Origin of the sequence: Marinobacter sp. LA51, from assembly GCF_030297175.1 — a bacterium.
Classification (GTDB): Bacteria; Pseudomonadota; Gammaproteobacteria; order Pseudomonadales; family Oleiphilaceae; genus Marinobacter; species Marinobacter apostichopi.
Window position 1 is genome coordinate 982009 of the sequence record NZ_AP028070.1, and the last position, 17448, is coordinate 999456.

A 17448-nucleotide genomic window follows, 5' to 3' on the forward strand; every position below is an offset into this window, starting at 1 on the left:
TCTTTCCGGCGTTTAATCATTAGACTTTAGACTTAGGTATCTCTACAATCCTCCCGGTTTCCAGGTCGTTGAAGTGTCATGATTATTCGCATCTTTGTCGCATTACTAGCCCTTAATCTCGCCGCCTTTGTTGTCCGCGCCGAAGCCGCTGAGCGCGTGTTCGATGAATTGGGTGAAACCGTCACCGTCGAGGACGTCTACGAGCTCCAGGAACGCATGTCAGGTGATTTTGACGATGGCCCGTTCGAGGCTGTCAGTGAGATTGGCTCCCGCTTGCTGACGCTAACCCTGACCCGCTCCGAAGAAGGCGGTAAACGGTATGCATCCGAGCCGGCGCAGCCCGATCATGGCATCGCGCTGCTGAATGAAGGTGCCTGCCTGAACCTGAAGTGGAATTTCTGACCCTCTCCCGATTCCGTTAGTTCTTGCCCTCGCATTGCCAATCTCTCTGTCGTAAACCTGATCTGGCACATTGCCAGCGTTCAGGTGTCGTGTGATCATCGCCCGTAACAACCGCCGGATTGATCCATAAGGAGCTTGGCAATGGCGACTGATACTGGTCGACGTTCGAACGATGTAGAGGCTTGTGTTGATGCAGTGATTGACCGGGTGGGGAAAACCATCACGCTCGGCCTGCCCCTGGGGCTTGGCAAACCCATCCGTTTCGTTAACGCCCTGTACCAGCGTGCCAAAGTTGATCCTGAAATCCAGCTGCACATCGTTACCGCCCTGTCGCTTTTGGCACCCAGGGGTGGCTCGTCACTGGAAAAGCGATTCCTGACCCCCTTTGCCGACCGGCTCTACGGCCGGATTCCGGAATTGGCTTACGCCAGGGACGTCTCCGCCAATCGCTTGCCCGATAACGTGCAGGTCTCTGAGTTCTTTTTTAAAGCCGGCAACTACCTCAACAATAAATCACAACAGCGGCATTACGTCTGCAGCAATTACACCCATGCGGTTCGCGATCTGATGGCGCAGGGTGTCAATGTGGTGGCTCAGATGGTCGCTCCGGGTGAACTCGCAGATCGCGAGGGCATGGTCAGCCTGAGTTGTAATCCGGATCTTACTCTTGACTTGATACCGGAGCTGCGCGCCCGGGAAGAGCAGGGCTCACCGGTGGCGTTGGTAGCGGAAATGAATCAGAACCTGCCCTGGATGGACCGCCATTGCGCTGTGGAAGAGTCGGAGTTCGATGTGGTATTTGAACAGCCCTCTACCGATCATCCGCTGTTCTCGGCGCCGGAGATGGCCATCAGCCCGGAAGACCACTTGATTGGCTTTTACGCCAGCGCCTTGCTGAAAGACGGCGGCACCCTGCAGGTGGGCATAGGTTCCCTGGGGGCCGCCCTGGTGCACAGCGCCATCCTCCGGCATCAGGACAACGAGCGTTGGCGTGCGGTGTACGATGATCTAAGAATTGCCGAGCGCTTTCCCGTGGCCGAAACCGACGGTGGCACTGGCCCGTTCGAACGAGGCCTGTATGGCTGCAGCGAGATGATGGTGGATGGTTTTCTGTACCTGATGCAGGCGGGCATTCTAAGGCGTGAGGTCTTCGACCATGCCGGTTTGCAGATCCTGATCAATCGGGGCGAGCTGAGTGAGCAGGTGACGATGGAATCCCTGGATGTGCTTCGTCGCGAACAGCTGATCGATTCACCCATGCGGGCCAGAGATGTGGCCTGGCTGGTCCGGTTGGGCATCCTTCGGGATACCGTGGAATTCCGGGGCGGCCGTTTGCTTGTGGGCTCCCAGCCGGTTGATGGGGATCTGGATGATCCCCAGGCCCGGGAGGCCATTAAGTCGCTGGCGCTTGGGTCGCGTCTGAAGGGCGGAGTAACCATGCACGGCGGCTTCTACGTCGGGCCAGAGAGGTTTTATCAGTCGCTGCGGGACCTGAGTGACGAGCGCCGGGACCAGATCTGTATGACCAGCGTCAATTTCATCAATCACCTGTATGATCATCGCTTTGGCGACCAGCGGCTGAAAGCGGCACAGCGGCTCCACAGCCGGTTCGTCAATTCCACCATGATGTATACCCTGGGCGGTGCCGCAGTGTCGGACGGGCTGGCGGATGGTCGCGTGGTCAGCGGCGTGGGCGGCCAGTACAACTTTGTCGCCATGGCCCATGAGCTACCCGGAGCCCGGTCCATCGTCACTCTGCGGGCTACTCGCCAGTCCGGTGGAAAGGCCGTCTCCAACATTGTCTTCAACTACGCCCACTGCACCATTCCCCGGCATCTTCGGGACATTGTCATTACCGAGTACGGCATCGCCGATTTGCGGGGCCAGTCCGACGAGCAGGTTTATCTGCGGCTGATCCGCATTGCCGATTCCCGTTTCCAGCCCGGCTTGCTGAAGCAGGCGCAAAAGGCCGGCAAGGTGGCCGCAGATTTCCGCCTGCCGGCGGACTGGTGCGACAACACGCCGGAAGCTGTCCAGGCCGCTGTTGCGGCCGGAGGCGACACCGATGTGTTTCCGGCGTTCCCGTTCGGACGGGACTTTACTGACGAGGAACTGACGTTAGGGAAAGCCCTTAAGACTCTGAAAGCCGCAACGGCAACCCGCCGTGGTAAACTGTGGACACTTCTGCAGGCTGTCAGGGCCCGGGATAACGACAACCGCTTTGCTTCATTGCTCGAACGCATGGGGCTGGCGCAGCCATCGGGGCTGCGGGCAAAGCTGGATCAGCGCCTGGTGATTTACGGTCTGCAACTGAATGACACACCAACCGACACAGGAAACCCAGAAGCCTGATGGATGTCTCACAAACCAAACCTGACGTTTTCACCGTTCACTACGTGCTGAAAAACAAGATCGGCGAACTTGTCGATACTTCTGAAGGCAGCGAGCCGCTGCACTTTATCTATGGCAGCCCGGACATCATCGAGGGTATTCAGAAAGCGGTGAAGGATCGCAACGTCGGTGATTGCCTGGAAGTCACGGTGCCGCCGGCGATGGCCTACGGCGAACATAACCCGGAGCTGATTCGCAAGGTGCCGCGCTCGCTGTTTGAGGGGGTGGAGGATCTTCAGATCGGCATGAAATTCCAGACCAATACCGGTGATGAGGCGCAGATCGTTCAAGTCGTCTCTATTGACGGCAACCTGGTTAAGGTTGATGCCAATCATCCGTTGGCCGGCTTCACCCTGTACTTCGATCTGGAGGTCGTGGGCCGCCGGGAAGCTACTGAGGATGAGATGGCTCAGGGCCGTCCGCTGTCCTGATGTCGTCGTCCCCAGCGCGGTCCAGTTCCCCGGCCTGAACTTGCGACAGACCTCCCTGAACGGTATTTCGGAGCTGGAGCGCCAATTGCGACGAGGTCAGCTCGGGCTCGACCCCAATCGCCGGGTGGAACACAACATCGACCTGAGTCGGCGGCTGTTTCAGCAGCGTCACCAGGTGGCTGTGGAAGGTGTCGTCGCCTACGAACGGAGCCAGAGGGTCCGGGCGTCCCGAGCGGCGATAGCTGATCGTCACCGGCTGGATCGGCGCCCCGCAGTCGGTGGCGGCGCCGAGCAGCAAGCCGTGAAAGGGCAGTACTGTTAAGCCGACACCGGTGGTGCCTTCCGGAAACACCAGTACCGATTCCCCCGCCTGCAGTTTTTCCCTAATTGAAGCCCGAACCCGCCTGGCCCGCCCACCCCCGCGTTTGATGAACAGGGTGCCGGCCTGTTGCGCCAGCCAGCCAATGATCGGCCAGTCGCTCACTTCTGCCTTGGACAGAAACAGGATCGGGGTCAAACTGCCCAGAATCGGGATGTCGGACCAGCTGATGTGGTTGCTCACGTACAGGACGTTGCGTTCGGGTGGGGCGCCGTGAACCCGAACTCCAAATCCGAGACACCGGCACGCCCACAGGAAGCATCGACGCGCCCAGGGCGTTCGATCAACCCGCCGGCGGGTCAGCAGATCGAAGGCCAGAAGGCTGGATGCCAGCAGCACGGTCGCGGCCAGGAACAGGCAAAAGGCGGTCAGCCGAAAGGTGAGTCTGAGCCATGCCATGGAAAGTCTCCCGTTTTCTGCCGTCTTACTGGCAGTCTGCAAGCTCCGTCAAAAGGCCTTAAGAGGAGGTCTTAAGAAGTGGTCTTAAGAGGCCTTGCCCAGGAAGTGGCGGCTGTAGCGAGCGGCCAGATTGTTCACTTCCAGTAAGACCAGTAAATCGGCGCACCGGAACTCCGGATCCCAGCAGGGTTCGCCGCATACCTTGGCGCCAAGTCGCATGTAGGCCTTGATCAGCGGTGGAATCATGACCGTGCGGGTGTCATCAATAACATGGGTCAGGTGCGGCAGTTTTCGTTTTGGAAATACCCGGTACTCGTCGTCTGCCAGGTACTCGTGCTGCAGTTGACGGGCGATCCGCCAGGCTTTCAGACCGCCATCGGCCATGCTGATGCTTGCACAACCGATCACATAGTCAACCTTGCGGGCCATCAGGTATTCAGCCACGGCCGACCACAGCAACCCTATAGTCGCGCCATTGCGGTAGTCGGGGTGCACGCAGGTGCGACCCAGTTCGGCGGCGGTGCCCGGCAACTGGTTCAGCGCCGACAGATCAAATTCGCCAGTGGAATAGAAGCCGCCGACCAGTTCGGTGTTGGCCTGGTGCAGGATGCGGGTAGTCGCTACTAGCTCACCACTGTCACCGTCGGTGACGATCAGATGGTCGCAGACGGCGTCGAAGGAATCGCGGTCCAGTCCTGGCACCTCGGCGCCCAGGTCGCTGCCGTATTCCTCCGAAAACACCTGGTAGCGCAGACGCTGCGCCGCTTCAATCAAATCGGGGCTGCGGGTGATGGCACTGGTCAGGCGACGAGCGCTTCGACGTGGTCTCGCGGTTTGTGCAGTCATGGCATGGTCTCTTTTGTGTCCATTTCCCGACAAGCCTATGAAGCCGGTGTGACACACCCATGACGAGGGAGTGACGTCTGTATGACAGGTCGCGATTAGCTGATGCAGGCGAGGCGCTTTGTCACGGGCTGTAACAGAGTCCTGGTTCCATGTATATTTCTGAATAGCATGTATAATTGCTGTTACCGGAGGTTGTCTGTATTGTCGGGCAAACGGTACGACTCACAATTGGAAAAACAAAATCAGAGATGGATGGCGTGGAACAGACAAACGAAAGTTGGCGAATTCTCATTGTTGAGGACGACGAGCGACTGGCCGAGCTGACCCGTGAGTATCTCGAGAGCAACGGTCTTCAGGTCTCGCTCGAAACCCACGGTGGTGCGGCAGTTGAGCGCATTCGTAATGAGCAGCCGGATCTGGTGGTCCTGGACTTGATGTTGCCGGGCGAGGATGGCTTGTCGATCTGCCGTCGGGTGCGTCCGTTCTATTCCGGCCCCATTATCATGCTGACAGCCCGCACCGATGACCTGGACCAGGTCCTTGGCCTGGAAATGGGGGCGGACGATTACATCGGCAAACCGGCTAAACCGCGCGTGTTGTTGGCTCGCATACGCGCCATGCTGCGCCGTGTGTCGGAAGCCGGGCAGGCCGCCAGTGACGAAGCCAACGGTGAAGAGCCGGTTCGTTTGCAGTTCAACGACCTGGTAGTTGATCGGTCCATGCGCGAGGCTTGGTTAAGCGATGCCAGTATCGACCTGACCAGTGCGGAATTCGACCTGCTCTGGTTGTTGGCGAGCAACGCCGGACGGGTGCTGAGCCGCGAGGAAATCTTCACCGCCTTGCGTGGCATCGAATACGATGGTCAGGATCGCTCTATTGATGTTCGGGTCTCCCGCATCCGGCCAAAGATTGGCGACGATCCCATCCATCCCCGTCGAATCAAAACCGTCCGCAGTAAAGGCTACCTCTTTGTAAAGGAAGCCTGACAATTCAGTCTCTGGAGCCGGTGCGATCTCTCTGAAAGGCATCGGCGTTCCGTACCAGGGTTCATGACATGCCCCTGATGTTCTTTCTCAAGCTTTATGCGCGCTTTGCCGGCCTGGTGATGCTGGTTCTGGTTGTCTGTGTCGCTCTCTTTGTGGGCGTCAATTCGGTCAGGTCCCAGTTCTGGCATGAGCGTTTTCCCGAGCCGCTGATGCGCTGGCTCCAGTCCGACCCCGATGCGGCCGAGCGCTATCACTGGCTCGGTTCACTCTACGATTTCGAAGTGACTTCCGCTGACGAGCTGGCCTTATCTCCGGTAACGCTGGAGCGCCTTGGCTACAATCAGGTTGTCTCCCTGGCCACCCCCTCTGGCTACCGGATTCTGGCAGCCGGTCCCGATGCCCAAGTGTTGCAGATGGAGTTGGACGATCCGTACCAGGAGGTGGCTGAAGCAGTTGCCCTGATCGTGCGGTGGCATTTGCGGGCATCCGGCCCGGACGAGCGTGCCAGCATGGCGTCCCAGTTTGCCGAGGCGCTTAATGTTGAGGTGGTGCCGGTGAATGATGCCGGCCTGCTCCCATCCGATGAGGTGCTTGAGCGGGTGGCCAGCGATGGCCTGGTGTTTTACCAGCAGGGTCCGATCGGCATGGGGCATGTGCTGTTGAAGCTCGATGATGGTGAGCTGTTCCGGATTGCCATGCCGCCTCCGTTCACGCCCTGGGCCTGGCCGGTGATTCTGCTGCTGGTAGCGGTGGTCGGTGGAGTGCTCGCGGTCGCGGTGTTCCTTGGGGTACGTGCCGTCGACAGCAACCTGCGTAAAGTTGAGTCGGTGGCCATTCGCATTGCCCGCGGCGAGATGGGCGCCCGGGTGGAAACCGGGTCCGGGACCCTGGTTGCCCGCCTCAGTGCCTCTTTTAACGGCATGGCAGAGCACATTCAGCGTCTGGTTAATGTGCAGCGTGAAATGATTCACGCGGTCTCTCATGAGCTGCGCACGCCAGTCGCCCGCATCCGGTTCGGCGTGCAGATGATTGAGGACTGCCAGGATGAAGGGCGGCTGCAGAAACAGCTCGAAGGCATCGATGGCGATATCCAGGAACTGGATGAGTTGATTGATGAAATTCTGACCTACGCTCGGCTGGAGCAGGGCGGACCGGTGTTCTCGTTGCAGGAGGCGTCGGTCACCGATCTGGTTCGGCAAGTGGTGTCAGAGCAGCAACTGATTCGACCGGCATTGAAAATCGAGGCAGATATTGACCCGACCTCCGAGCAATGGGCCCTTGCCGATGTCGAGCCGCGTTATATCCACCGGGCTGTTCAGAACCTGGTCGGTAATGCTGGACGGTACGCGGCTGGCCGGGTGCTGGTGCGTTGCAGCATCGACGAGGACAACTGTCGGATTGACGTTGAAGATGACGGCTCCGGGGTTCCAGAGGAAGATTGGGAAAAAGTGTTTACCGCCTTTGCACGGCTTGATGACAGCCGAACCCGTACTTCTGGCGGATATGGCCTGGGCTTGTCCATTGTCCGGCGCATCCTGTACTGGCATGGCGGGCAGGCTTTTGTAGGCCGCAGTAACGAGCTGGGTGGGGCGCGTTTCAGCCTGGTGTGGCCGCGTAAGAAGCCGATTGACCCGATTATGTGACCCGCAGCTCAGGGTCTAACCAGATGTAACAAAGTCGCTACACAACCGCTACGGACGAACGTCACCGATTGGCTAATACTAAGAGTGTAAGGGATGGCTTTTGAGGTTGTAGTTCTTAGGAACTTTCCTTGTTTCATTCGTCATTTGAGGGCCGGTTTTCCGGCCCTTTTTTTATTTTCCCCTCCTTTTTTGTCCCATTCGGTCTCCTCGCATTTCCACTGCTGCTAGAATCCGTGAAAAACAAACGGAGATCTTTATGACTCGCTACCTGCTTGCCATCGATCAGGGCACTACCAGCTCCCGCGCCATCGTGTTTGACGACACCGGTGCCAGTGTTGCTTCTGACCAACAGGAGTTTCATCAGCATTTCCCCCGGGACGGCTGGGTTGAGCACGACGCGATTGAGATCTGGGAAAGTACGCTGGCGGTGTGTCGCAGTGCCCTGGAAAGGTCAAATGTGTCGGCTGCAGACCTGTCGGGCATCGGAATCACCAACCAGCGCGAAACCACGGTGATCTGGGAGCGCAGCACTGGCAAGCCCATCTACCACGCCATTGTCTGGCAGGATCGACGCACCGCATCGGTGTGCACAAAGCTCAAGACTGATGGCCATGAGGATACGGTGGTGGAGAGGACCGGGCTGTTGATCGACCCGTATTTCTCGGCCACGAAAATCGCATGGATTCTCGATAACGTCGAGGGCGCGCGGGCTCGCGCCGAGACCGGCGAGTTGGCCTTCGGCACCATTGACAGCTGGTTGCTGTGGAATCTGACCGGTGGAGAGTCCCACTGTACTGATGCGACCAATGCTTCTCGTACTGCGTTGTTCAACATTCACGACCAGGACTGGGACGATAAGCTGCTGGAGCTGTTCCGGGTGCCCCGGTCGTTACTGCCCGAGGTACTGGACAGCGCCGCCGATTATGGCACTACCCAGGTGGATTGGCTGGGGGCGCCGGTTGCCATTGCCGGCGTTGCCGGCGACCAGCACGCAGCCCTGATCGGGCAGGCGTGCTTTGAGCCGGGGATGGCGAAGAGCACATACGGCACCGGCTGTTTTCTGATGCTGAATACCGGCGATAAGGCGCTGCGATCGGAAAACCGGTTGCTAACCACCATGGCCTACCGCCTTAATGGCAAGCCCTGCTATGCCATGGAGGGCAGCATCTTTGTGGCTGGCGCTGCCATGCAGTGGCTGAGGGATGGCCTGAAGCTGATCAAACACGCCAGTGAATCGACGGCGCATGCGGAGTCTGTAGGTGTTGAGAATCCGGTGTACCTGGTGCCCGCGTTCACCGGTCTGGGCGCGCCACACTGGGACCCGCATGCCCGGGGCGCAATCATGGGGCTGACCCGGGATACCGGAATAGCCGAAATCGTGACGGCCGGTCTTCAGTCCGTGTGTTACCAGACCAAGGACCTGATTCGGGCCATCCAGAACGACGGCGCCCACCTGAAAACCTTGCGGGTGGATGGCGGTATGGTGGTCAACGACTGGGTGATGCAGTTCCTCGCCGATATCCTTGATGTCACCGTGGACCGCCCAAAAATCACCGAGACAACTGCTCTGGGCGCGGCCTATCTGGCAGGCCTGCAAACGGGGGTCTACTCCAGTCTTGAGGAAATCGCCAAACTCTGGGAATGCGAGCGCCGATTCGAGCCGCGCATGGGGCCTTCGCTGCGGGAGTCCCTGTACGCTGGCTGGATCGATGCTGTTGAGCGAGTCTGCAACGACTGACTGCGGTCAGGCGTTGCGCTCAAACGCGATGAGGTGATCGGCTTCTACGCGCACGGGGACGTGCTCGCCCAGGTGAAAATCGAGGTGGCTTCGGAACAGCGCCTCAAACTCGGTGTCCTCCGAGCATCGGAAGCGGTAGAGCGTCGAGGTGCCGGCAAAGGTTTTTTCAACGACTTTGGGGCGCAGCTCGGAGTCGGCATCATAGACGATATCGTCGGGGCGGATGAGTACATCCACCAGGGTGCCGGCTGACCAGTTGTAGGCCCGGTTGCCGTGAATCACACCCAGCTCGGATTCGATGGTATCCGGCCCGAGGGTCTTCCCGGGTACGAAACCGCCCTGGCCAACGAAGCCGGCAACGAAGCGGTTCGAGGGTTCGTGGTAGAGGTTGTAGGGAACGTCCCACTGCTGGATCTGACCGTCGCGAAGCACCGCGACCTGATCGCACATGGCAAATGCTTCTTGCTGGTCGTGGGTGACCAGGATGGCGCTGATGCCGAGAGTCTTTAATATATCCCGCACATCGAGGCTTAACCGGCGACGCAGGTCTGCGTCCAGGTTGGAGAAGGGCTCGTCCAGCAGGATCAGCGTCGGCTCCGGTGCCAGGGCGCGTGCCAGGGCAACGCGCTGTTGCTGGCCACCCGACAACTCGTGCGGGTAGTTGTTGGCCAGATCCTGCAGGTGCACCACGTCGAGCAGTTCCGCCACTTTCTGATGCTTCTCGGCCTTGGACATGTTGCGCAGGCCGAAGCCGACGTTGTCGGCGATGGTCAGGTGCGGAAACAGGGCGTAGTCCTGAAACACCATGCCCACCCGGCGTTTCTCCGGCGCCAACGTCCGGCCGGGCAGGCTGATGGCCTGAGAGAGCAGGCTGATCTCGCCGCTGTTTAGAGGTAGGAAGCCGGCCAGAGCCCGCAAGATGGTGCTCTTGCCGCAGCCGCTGGGCCCCAGCAGACAGCCGATGTCACCATGGCTGAGTGCAAAGCTGACGTCTCGGACCACGGAGTCACCCCCGTAACCACAGGACAGGTTGTTCACCTCGAGCAGCCAGCCGTCCGGGGAATGGGTGGGAGTATGCATGGCATTAGTCCAGCTGATTGAGGATGAGGAACTCCAGCAATGCTTTCTGGGCGTGCAGCCGGTTCTCGGCCTCGTGCCAAACCACTGAACTGGGGTGTTCCATCATGTCAGCCGAAATTTCCTCGCCACGGTGGGCCGGCAGGCAATGCATGAACAGGGCATCCTTGTCGGCCACCTGCATCAGCGCGGGGCTGATTTGATAGCTTCGGAAGGCCTGCTCGCGGATCTTCTGTTCTTCTTCCTGGCCCATGGACGCCCACACATCGGTGACTAAAAGGTTGGCCTTGCGCGCCGCTTCAGCCGGATCCCGGAATAGGGTTACCCGATCGCCATGGGCTTTCAGCAGTTCGGCATCGGGCTCGTAACCTTCCGGGCAGGCAACATTAAGATGGAAGTCGAACTGCGCTGCCGCATTGACGTAGGAATGACACATGTTGTTGCCGTCGCCAATCCAGGCCACGGTGGCACCGCGAATGCTGCCACGGTGTTCCCGGTAGGTTTGCATGTCGGCAAGTAGCTGGCACGGGTGAAAATCGTCAGTCAGGGCATTGATGACCGGTGCCCGGGAAGCGGCAGCAAAGCGCTCGACCGTGTCATGGGCAAAAGTGCGGATCATCACCGCATCGACCATGCTGGAAATGACAATTGCAGAGTCTTCAATCGGTTCTCCGCGACCCAGTTGGGTGTCTCGGGGTGACAGGAACAAGGCCGAGCCGCCCAGCTGCGCCATCCCGGCTTCGAACGACACCCGGGTCCGGGTCGAGGATTTCTCGAAGATCATCGCCAGGACGCGATTCTTGAGAGTGTCCCGCACCTTGCCTTGATGCCACTCATCCCGGAGTTTGGAGGCATGATCCACCAGGCTTTCCAGCTCGGTGGTGGTCATGTCATTCAGTGTCAGAAAGTGTCGTGCCGCCATGCATTGGCCCTTATGTCAACGAAGCCCGGCATCACCGGAGTTGGCGAATACGTTGCCTGAAAAAATGGGCCAACAAGTCTAGCCCTTCGTAGCAGGGATGACAACGCTGTGGCGCCCGGCTGAGGCGGCCAGCGCGGTGCCGTGTTTGGTGCGGTCTTCGCTGGACGTGTACAATAGACTGCAAGTCCGTTGCCCATTGGCAATTCCGTTTCCGATCAGAGGTGAATGTTCATGGACATTAACGAAACCATCAAGAGCCAGCTCGGCGATAATCCCGTCATCCTTTACATGAAAGGCAGCCCCCAGGCTCCCCAGTGCGGGTTTTCCGCCAAGACGGTTCAGGCTCTGATGGCCTGTGGCGAGCGCTTCGCATTTGTAAACATTCTGGACAACCAGGAACTCCGCGAAGCCCTGAAGGTGTACTCCAGCTGGCCAACCTATCCCCAGCTGTACATCAACGGTGAATTGGTAGGTGGCTGCGACATCGTCCTCGAAATGTCCGAGAGCGGTGAACTGACCAAGATGGTCAAGGACGCTGCCAAGCAGGCCGAAGCCTGATTTGAACGCTTCAGAACCGGTTCGGGGAGAACACCAGTTCAATCTCGAACCGGCTCTGGCCGCCGACCGGAGGCTCCGGATAGGGGCTGGCGGCCAATGATGCGCGGTAAGCCGCATCGTCAATTCGCTTAAGCCCCGTCGATTTCAGTACTCTCGCCCGTGTCAGGGCACCATTGTTCAGCAACTGCAACTCGATTTCCATTACCAGCCGTTCCGACAGCTGGGCGATTGCTGGCACTCTCAGTTTTTCAAGCTCATGACCAAGGTGGACTGCCAGTTTGACGAGGTAGGGGTCCTGCTCGTCCGGCGATTCCGTTATTCGGGTGGTGGTTGCTTCGGGGCGCGGCTTAACCTTGGTCGATTGTTCGCCTGCCCGGGAGGGAGTGCTGGCGGTTGGTGCGAAGGTTGATGCAGTGGCCCCGCCACCTGGTGTGTTCGGCGCATTCTTGGTCAAGGCCTGAGCTTGGGGTTGGCTACTGACGCTGGAGTCGCTGGTGGTACGGATAACGGGTTCAGAGCGTGTTTGTGTGGTCTCGGTCTTAAGGGCGGGGACTTCGAATCTGGGGTTGCGGGTATTGGCCTTTGCCATTGCCGAAGTGCGATCGGGACGGGTTACTGTGCCAGGGGCAACCAACTCCACGCTGACGCGATGGCGGATATCATCGGGCTCCTGAAACGGCGACGGAAACCCGGAAAGTAGCAGCGTGTGGGCCAGAAAGGCCGCCGACATCGCCAGTACTATGCGATAGCCGGCCGGCAGGCTGTGCTTGGACCCTTCGGTTTTCTGCATCAGACTCAGGCTGTTTTACTCCGCAGGCTGCCGACTACCGCGTCCAGGGCCCGGTCGATCAGCGCACCCTGTTCGAGCAGGGTCAGGCGGCCTCGGCGCATTTCGTGCGCCAGCGCAATCCGATTCTTCTCGATGACCTTCAGGCCCATGCGGTTAACAAACACGAAGCAGTCCGCCTCTTCAATGATCGCCGACAGCTTGCAGCGGAAACTGGCGCCATTCACCAGGCGGAATTCCACCCAGTTGCCGATTTCGATAGTATCGATCTGAGCTACATACTCCGAAATCGCGGCCTCTTCCAGCTCTTGCTGACGCTCCACAGCGGTCTGGTGCAGCGTGGCAATGTCTTGCTCGGGCTCGGTTGGGGAGTCCTGTCTCGCTTCGATAGCTGCGTTGGTCCGGAAGGCTTCTGCCAGCTCGTGCTTGAGGTGCCCGATCATCACATCCAGTTTCGATGAGTTGTAGGAGACCTCTTCCAGTCCGGCGCGAAGCGTCTTGAGCAGGCTGGGAACCACCCGTACCCACTGATCCCGTTCGTCGTCTTCCTGGTGCGGGTGCAGGCACCAGATCAGGTCGTCGACGACACGCACAGATTCGTTCCAGCGATGCTCTACGTCGTCCCGCAGATATGCAAGGAACATTACGCGGCTCCAGCCATTCATCAGGATATCGTGAATGGTTTCGGGCAGTTTGTAACGGGAGACTTTCTGCTTCAGCAGGTTGTCGACGGTCTCCTGCGCCCGCTGAGACTTGATGCGGCCACGCTCGGATTCACGGGTGCGTTGCTCGACGAGGGAGGATTTCCGATTCTCTTTCTCGAGAAACTGGTCAAATTCTTGGTTCAGGGTTTCGAACAGGGTCACGTCTCCGGTGAATTCGTTGAGAATCCGCTGAACAATGTTATGGATCTGGTTGTACAGCTTGTCTTTTGCCTTTTCATCGCTGGAGCTCCAGCCAATGCCTGCGCGGGCCATAGAGTTGAGCAGGCGCCGAGCCGGGTGGTTGGCCTGGCTGAAAAAGGTCTTGTCCCGGATCACCACTTTCAGAATGGGGATCTGTAATCGGCTGATGAGCACCTGTACTGGCGCAGACAGGTTGTAATCGTCCAGGATGAACTCGAACAGCATGGACACCAGGTTGATGAGGTCCTCATCGAACTCGTCCAGTGCTGGCTTCCGGCCATCGCCGGCATCGGCCTGGGACAGGATCTGCTGGACTACGTAGCGGAGATCAATGGTGATTGGCTCGCCGTCGCTGAGATTGCCGTTGATCGGACGGGTATCCGGCAGGGGTAGGGCGTTCAGCAGGTCCGCCAGCTCGGAATCGCCAACCAGGCGAATGCCTGGATCGGAGGCGCGCGGCGGGATCCCGGCATTAGCCCGCTGTAGGGCCAACATCTGACGAATTTGTTCGAATACCGCACGGTTGCTTGCGGCCTCGGCACTGGTTTGCTCCGTTGCCTCTGGTGCCTGGGAGGGGGCATCCTTGGCGGATTCGGCGGTATGTTGCTTGCCAGCTTTGCCGTGGTAGCGGAAATTCGGGATCACACCCGCCTGGATCAAGATCCGGTTGGCCTCGTCCAATAGCATGCCCAGGTTGGATACCACGTAGCGATCAAACTGCTTGAGCAGGATGAGACGCTCACGAATCTGGATTTCCAGGGCTTCAATGGCTTCGGTGAAGGCGCTGCAGAGATGCTCGGGCGCCATCGGGTTGACGGGGGATTCTTCGGTCGCTTCGGAGTAAACTTGACCGAATCGGGTCTGCAATTGCAGCAGCGGGCCCTGGAAGTGGGCCTTGGCCTTGGTGATCATGGCATTCAGGGCGACCTGTTCTTCCAGATCCTCATCGCCGACCAGCGACAGACTCTCGGAGCTGGCCTGTTTGCTCAGGGTCTCTTCCTGGCTGTGGCCGGTGTGCGGTGGCTTCGAGAAGAAGTGGGCGACCGCGCTCTGGAAGTGGCGCTCAACGCCCTTGCGCTTGATCCGGATCTCGCGCATGGCCTCAAAGTAGCGATTCTGTTCGTTGTTGCTGCGCGCATTGTTGGCGAGCTCGAACAGTGAATCGTCGACGGCATCGAATGCGCCCTGCATCAGATCGCCCAGCCCGGCGACCACCGTGTCACGGATGCGGGTAACCTCCGCGGGGACCGGTTTGTTGTTGCCCGCTTCCCTGTGCTCGCGAAGGTAATGTATGCCGGACTGCTTGTTCATGGCAGACTCCTTTTACGCCTCAACCGGATACATGACCGAGCAAAAATCCTGATTTTCTAATTATTGGTCAAATTTACCGCATTTTCAGCAAAGTTAACATGACTAAAGCCAGACCTGCGACCGACGTCAAAAAACGGTGCATGTGTCAGGCACTGTATTCGGTATTACTGGCCCAGTTCTCCGTACCGCCAGTGAGATTCTGGGGAGCATCGGGTTGAGGGGCTCTGGGATGGGGCAGCCACCCAACGCTTGGCGATGGGTCCAGAGGCATGCTCCTTAAGATTGCTTATTCGTCACCATTCTAAGTGTTAGTGGCTAATCGATAAGGGTCAAGAAAGTGGTTAATATTTGATCTTTCTAAAGTCTGCTTCTTCATAACTCCGGGATCTATAGGGAGTTCGGTGATTATCTCGCCACAGCGCGTTTTCGGCGCTTTCGGGGATGGACGATGGCAGCTTTAACCACGTTATCCTTGATCTGGAGTACTTCAACGCGGTGCCCGTCGACTTTCAGGCACACGTTGGTGTCAGGAATATTCTCCAGGGTCTCGGTGATCAAGCCATTCAGGGTTTTCGGGCCATCGATCGGCAGCTTCCAGCCCAGAGTCTTGTTTATGGTGCGCACGGCAGCGGTGCCATCGATAATAAAGGTGCCATCGTCCTGAGGGATGATGTCTGGGCTGGTGGCGGCGTAGTCGGTGGTGAACTCGCCTACGATCTCTTCCAGTATGTCCTCCAGAGTGGCCAGGCCGAGCACGTCTCCGTATTCGTCAACGACCACGCCGAACCGGCGCTTGCCTTTCTGGAAGTTGATCAGCTGGGTATTCAGTGGCGTGCTTTCAGGTACAAAGTAGGGCTCCTGGCACAGCTGCATGATCATGGCCTTGTTGACTTCCTCGTGCAGCAGCAGCTTGGAGACGCTGCGCAGGTGCAGTATGCCCTTGATCTCGTTAATGTCACCCGAGAACACGGGCAGGCGGGTGTGCTGACTGCTTCGGAGCTGACGCAGGATCGTGTCGGTGTCGTCTTCCAGGTCGATACCCACCACTTCGTTGCGCGGCACCATGATGTCGTTCACCGTGACCTTTTCCAGGTCCAGGATGCTCACCAGCATGTCCTTGTGTTTGGCTGGTATCAGCGCGCCAGCCTCATTCACCAGGGTGCGCAGCTCTTCCCGGCTGAGGTGGTCGGTGGCGGCGTCTTCCGGCGAGATGCGCAGGAGTTTCAGGATGCCGCCGGTGAGCAGGTTCACCGCCCAGACAATGGGATAGAGGATTTTCAGCAGCGGGCCAAGGATGTAGCTGGCCGGAAAGGCGATTTTTTCGGGAAACAGCGCTGCCAGGGTCTTTGGCGTGACCTCGGCAAAAATCAGTATCACCACGGTCAGCAAGATGGTTGCGATGGCAATGCCGGCGTCGCCCCAGATCTTGATGGCAATGACGGTGGCGATCGACGACGCAAAGATATTCACGAAGTTGTTTCCGATCAGGATAACCCCGATCAGCTGGTCGGTTCGCTGAAGCAGCTTTTCTGCCCGGCGTGCGCCCCGGTGGCCGGTTTTGGCCATATGTTTGAGGCGATATCGATTCAGGGACATCATGCCGGTTTCCGAGCTCGAGAAGAAACCGGACAGCATGATCAGGCCGACGAGGAGGATAAACAGCGCGGTCAGCGATGTTTCGTTCAAGGGGAGCGTCCTTATATTACCGACAAGTGGGGAAAGTAGGGTGTGGCCAAGGTCGGTGTCAAGTTATGAGGTCCGGGCTCAGGCACCTTTCTGGAACAGCAGTTCCAGGACGAATTTGCTGCCGTAAAAAGCCAGCATTAGCAGTGCGCAGCCTGCCAGCGTCCAGCGGCTCGCAGTCAGGCCGCGCCAGCCCCTGGTGTAACGTCCGATCAGAAGGGCGACGAAAACCAGCAGGGAGAGCATGGAGAATACAGTTTTGTGCGCCAGATCCTGGGCGAACAGGTCCTGCACAAACAGGGCGCCGGTCGCGATGGCCAGGATCAGCATGACCACGCCTGCCCAGACCATTTCAAACAGCAGCGACTCCATGGTCTGCAACGGCGGCAGATTCCGCACCAGCAGACTGTTGTAGTTGCGTTTCAGCTGACGGTTCTGGAAGTAGAGCAGGGTTGCCTGGATGGCAGCGAGAGAACACAGGCTGTAGGCTGTGACCGAAAGTGCGATGTGTGACAGCATGCCGTAGCTGTCATCCGAGACCAGTCTCGACGGTGTATGTGTCACCAGGGCCAGGATGATGGTCAGGGTGGCCAGCGGATAAACGACCAGGAACAGGTTCTGAACCGGCTTTCTAAGGTTCAGGCCCAGCAACATAAGTACGATCAGCCAGGAAATCAGCACTGAGCTTTTAAAGAAGCCAAAGTCGAAGCCGCCGTCGTGATGGACGCTTTGGGCTATGAGCAAACCGTGGCTGATCAGTGCGAGCACCCCAATCAGGGTGGTGATGGCGAGATTGCTGGTAATGCGTCCCCTGAAATGCAAAGCCTGCAGCGCGGTGCCCACGCTGTACAGGAAAAGAGCGGTGACCGCGAGAATCAGCGTTCCCATAACTTCCTTATATACCACTGTTATTACAGGAGATCGGTGGTTCGTTTCACCGATTTGACCGGGCTGGTCGTTTCAGGGCGATAGTCTGGTTATAATGTCGCG

The 17448-nt window shown here is 58.6% G+C and carries 15 protein-coding genes; 7 read left to right on the forward strand and 8 right to left on the reverse strand.

Annotation, left to right across the window (positions count from 1 at the left end):
• Positions 1-78: 78 nt before the first annotated feature.
• The 3 genes from QUE89_RS04515 to QUE89_RS04525 all read left to right on the forward strand — a co-directional run bounded on the left by QUE89_RS04515 (position 79) and on the right by QUE89_RS04525 (position 3224).
• On the forward strand, positions 79-402 hold the full coding sequence (locus QUE89_RS04515; protein ID WP_286222028.1) for a hypothetical protein: 324 nt from the start codon (positions 79-81) through the stop codon (positions 400-402).
• A gap of 141 nt (positions 403-543) precedes the next feature.
• Positions 544-2754 carry an acetyl-CoA hydrolase/transferase C-terminal domain-containing protein gene (locus QUE89_RS04520; protein WP_286222029.1) on the forward strand — a complete coding sequence of 737 codons (2211 nt, stop codon included), beginning with the start codon at positions 544-546 and terminating at the stop codon, positions 2752-2754.
• Positions 2754-3224, forward strand: coding sequence for an FKBP-type peptidyl-prolyl cis-trans isomerase (locus tag QUE89_RS04525; protein WP_286222030.1), 471 nt, complete (start codon positions 2754-2756; stop codon positions 3222-3224). Before QUE89_RS04520 ends, QUE89_RS04525 begins: the two co-directional genes overlap by 1 nt.
• Here the strand turns inward: QUE89_RS04525 and QUE89_RS04530 are convergent.
• Both QUE89_RS04530 and QUE89_RS04535 read right to left on the reverse strand, forming a co-directional pair.
• A complete protein-coding gene (locus QUE89_RS04530; RefSeq protein ID WP_286222031.1) occupies positions 3184-4002 on the reverse strand; it encodes a lysophospholipid acyltransferase family protein in 819 nt (272 codons plus the stop codon). The genes QUE89_RS04525 and QUE89_RS04530 overlap by 41 nt on opposite strands.
• Before the next feature lie 84 nt (positions 4003-4086).
• A complete protein-coding gene (locus tag QUE89_RS04535; protein ID WP_286222032.1) occupies positions 4087-4848 on the reverse strand; it encodes a GNAT family N-acetyltransferase in 762 nt (253 codons plus the stop codon).
• Positions 4849-5096: 248 nt separating this feature from the next.
• Between QUE89_RS04535 and QUE89_RS04540 the strand changes: the two genes are divergently transcribed.
• The 3 genes from QUE89_RS04540 to glpK all read left to right on the forward strand — a co-directional run bounded on the left by QUE89_RS04540 (position 5097) and on the right by glpK (position 9215).
• A complete protein-coding gene (locus tag QUE89_RS04540) occupies positions 5097-5834 on the forward strand; it encodes a response regulator (RefSeq protein ID WP_286222033.1) in 738 nt (245 codons plus the stop codon).
• Positions 5835-5902: 68 nt separating this feature from the next.
• The gene (locus tag QUE89_RS04545) at positions 5903-7477 is read left to right on the forward strand and encodes an ATP-binding protein (RefSeq protein ID WP_286222034.1); all 1575 of its coding nucleotides are present in this window, start codon (positions 5903-5905) and stop codon (positions 7475-7477) included.
• 256 nt (positions 7478-7733) lie between these two features.
• Positions 7734-9215, forward strand: a complete 1482-nt coding sequence (glpK, locus tag QUE89_RS04550) for a glycerol kinase GlpK (protein WP_286222035.1) — start codon at positions 7734-7736, stop codon at positions 9213-9215.
• Between the two features lie 6 nt (positions 9216-9221).
• On the opposite strand, the gene QUE89_RS04555 is transcribed toward glpK, so the two are convergent.
• Both QUE89_RS04555 and argF read right to left on the reverse strand, forming a co-directional pair.
• Complete coding sequence (locus QUE89_RS04555) at positions 9222-10295, reverse strand: ABC transporter ATP-binding protein (RefSeq protein WP_286222036.1); 1074 nt, start codon at positions 10293-10295, stop codon at positions 9222-9224.
• Positions 10296-10299: 4 nt separating this feature from the next.
• Positions 10300-11214: an ornithine carbamoyltransferase gene (argF, locus tag QUE89_RS04560; protein ID WP_286222037.1), complete on the reverse strand. Its 915-nt coding sequence runs from the start codon at positions 11212-11214 to the stop codon at positions 10300-10302.
• A gap of 231 nt (positions 11215-11445) precedes the next feature.
• Between argF and grxD the strand changes: the two genes are divergently transcribed.
• Positions 11446-11772 (forward strand): Grx4 family monothiol glutaredoxin, encoded by a 327-nt coding sequence (grxD, locus tag QUE89_RS04565; protein ID WP_286222038.1) that lies wholly within the window; start codon positions 11446-11448, stop codon positions 11770-11772.
• A gap of 10 nt (positions 11773-11782) precedes the next feature.
• Here the strand turns inward: grxD and QUE89_RS04570 are convergent, their stop codons facing one another.
• The 4 genes from QUE89_RS04570 to QUE89_RS04585 form a co-directional block, all read right to left on the reverse strand.
• Entirely contained in the window at positions 11783-12562 is a 780-nt protein-coding gene (locus tag QUE89_RS04570; protein WP_286222039.1) for a TonB family protein, read from the reverse strand.
• Between the two features lie 5 nt (positions 12563-12567).
• On the reverse strand, positions 12568-14775 hold the full coding sequence (locus QUE89_RS04575) for a DUF1631 domain-containing protein (RefSeq protein ID WP_286222040.1): 2208 nt from the start codon (positions 14773-14775) through the stop codon (positions 12568-12570).
• 405 nt (positions 14776-15180) lie between these two features.
• A complete protein-coding gene (locus tag QUE89_RS04580; RefSeq protein WP_286222041.1) occupies positions 15181-16461 on the reverse strand; it encodes an HlyC/CorC family transporter in 1281 nt (426 codons plus the stop codon).
• 78 nt (positions 16462-16539) lie between these two features.
• Positions 16540-17346, reverse strand: coding sequence for a cytochrome C assembly family protein (locus tag QUE89_RS04585; RefSeq protein WP_286222043.1), 807 nt, complete (start codon positions 17344-17346; stop codon positions 16540-16542).
• Positions 17347-17448: the final 102 nt, after the last annotated feature.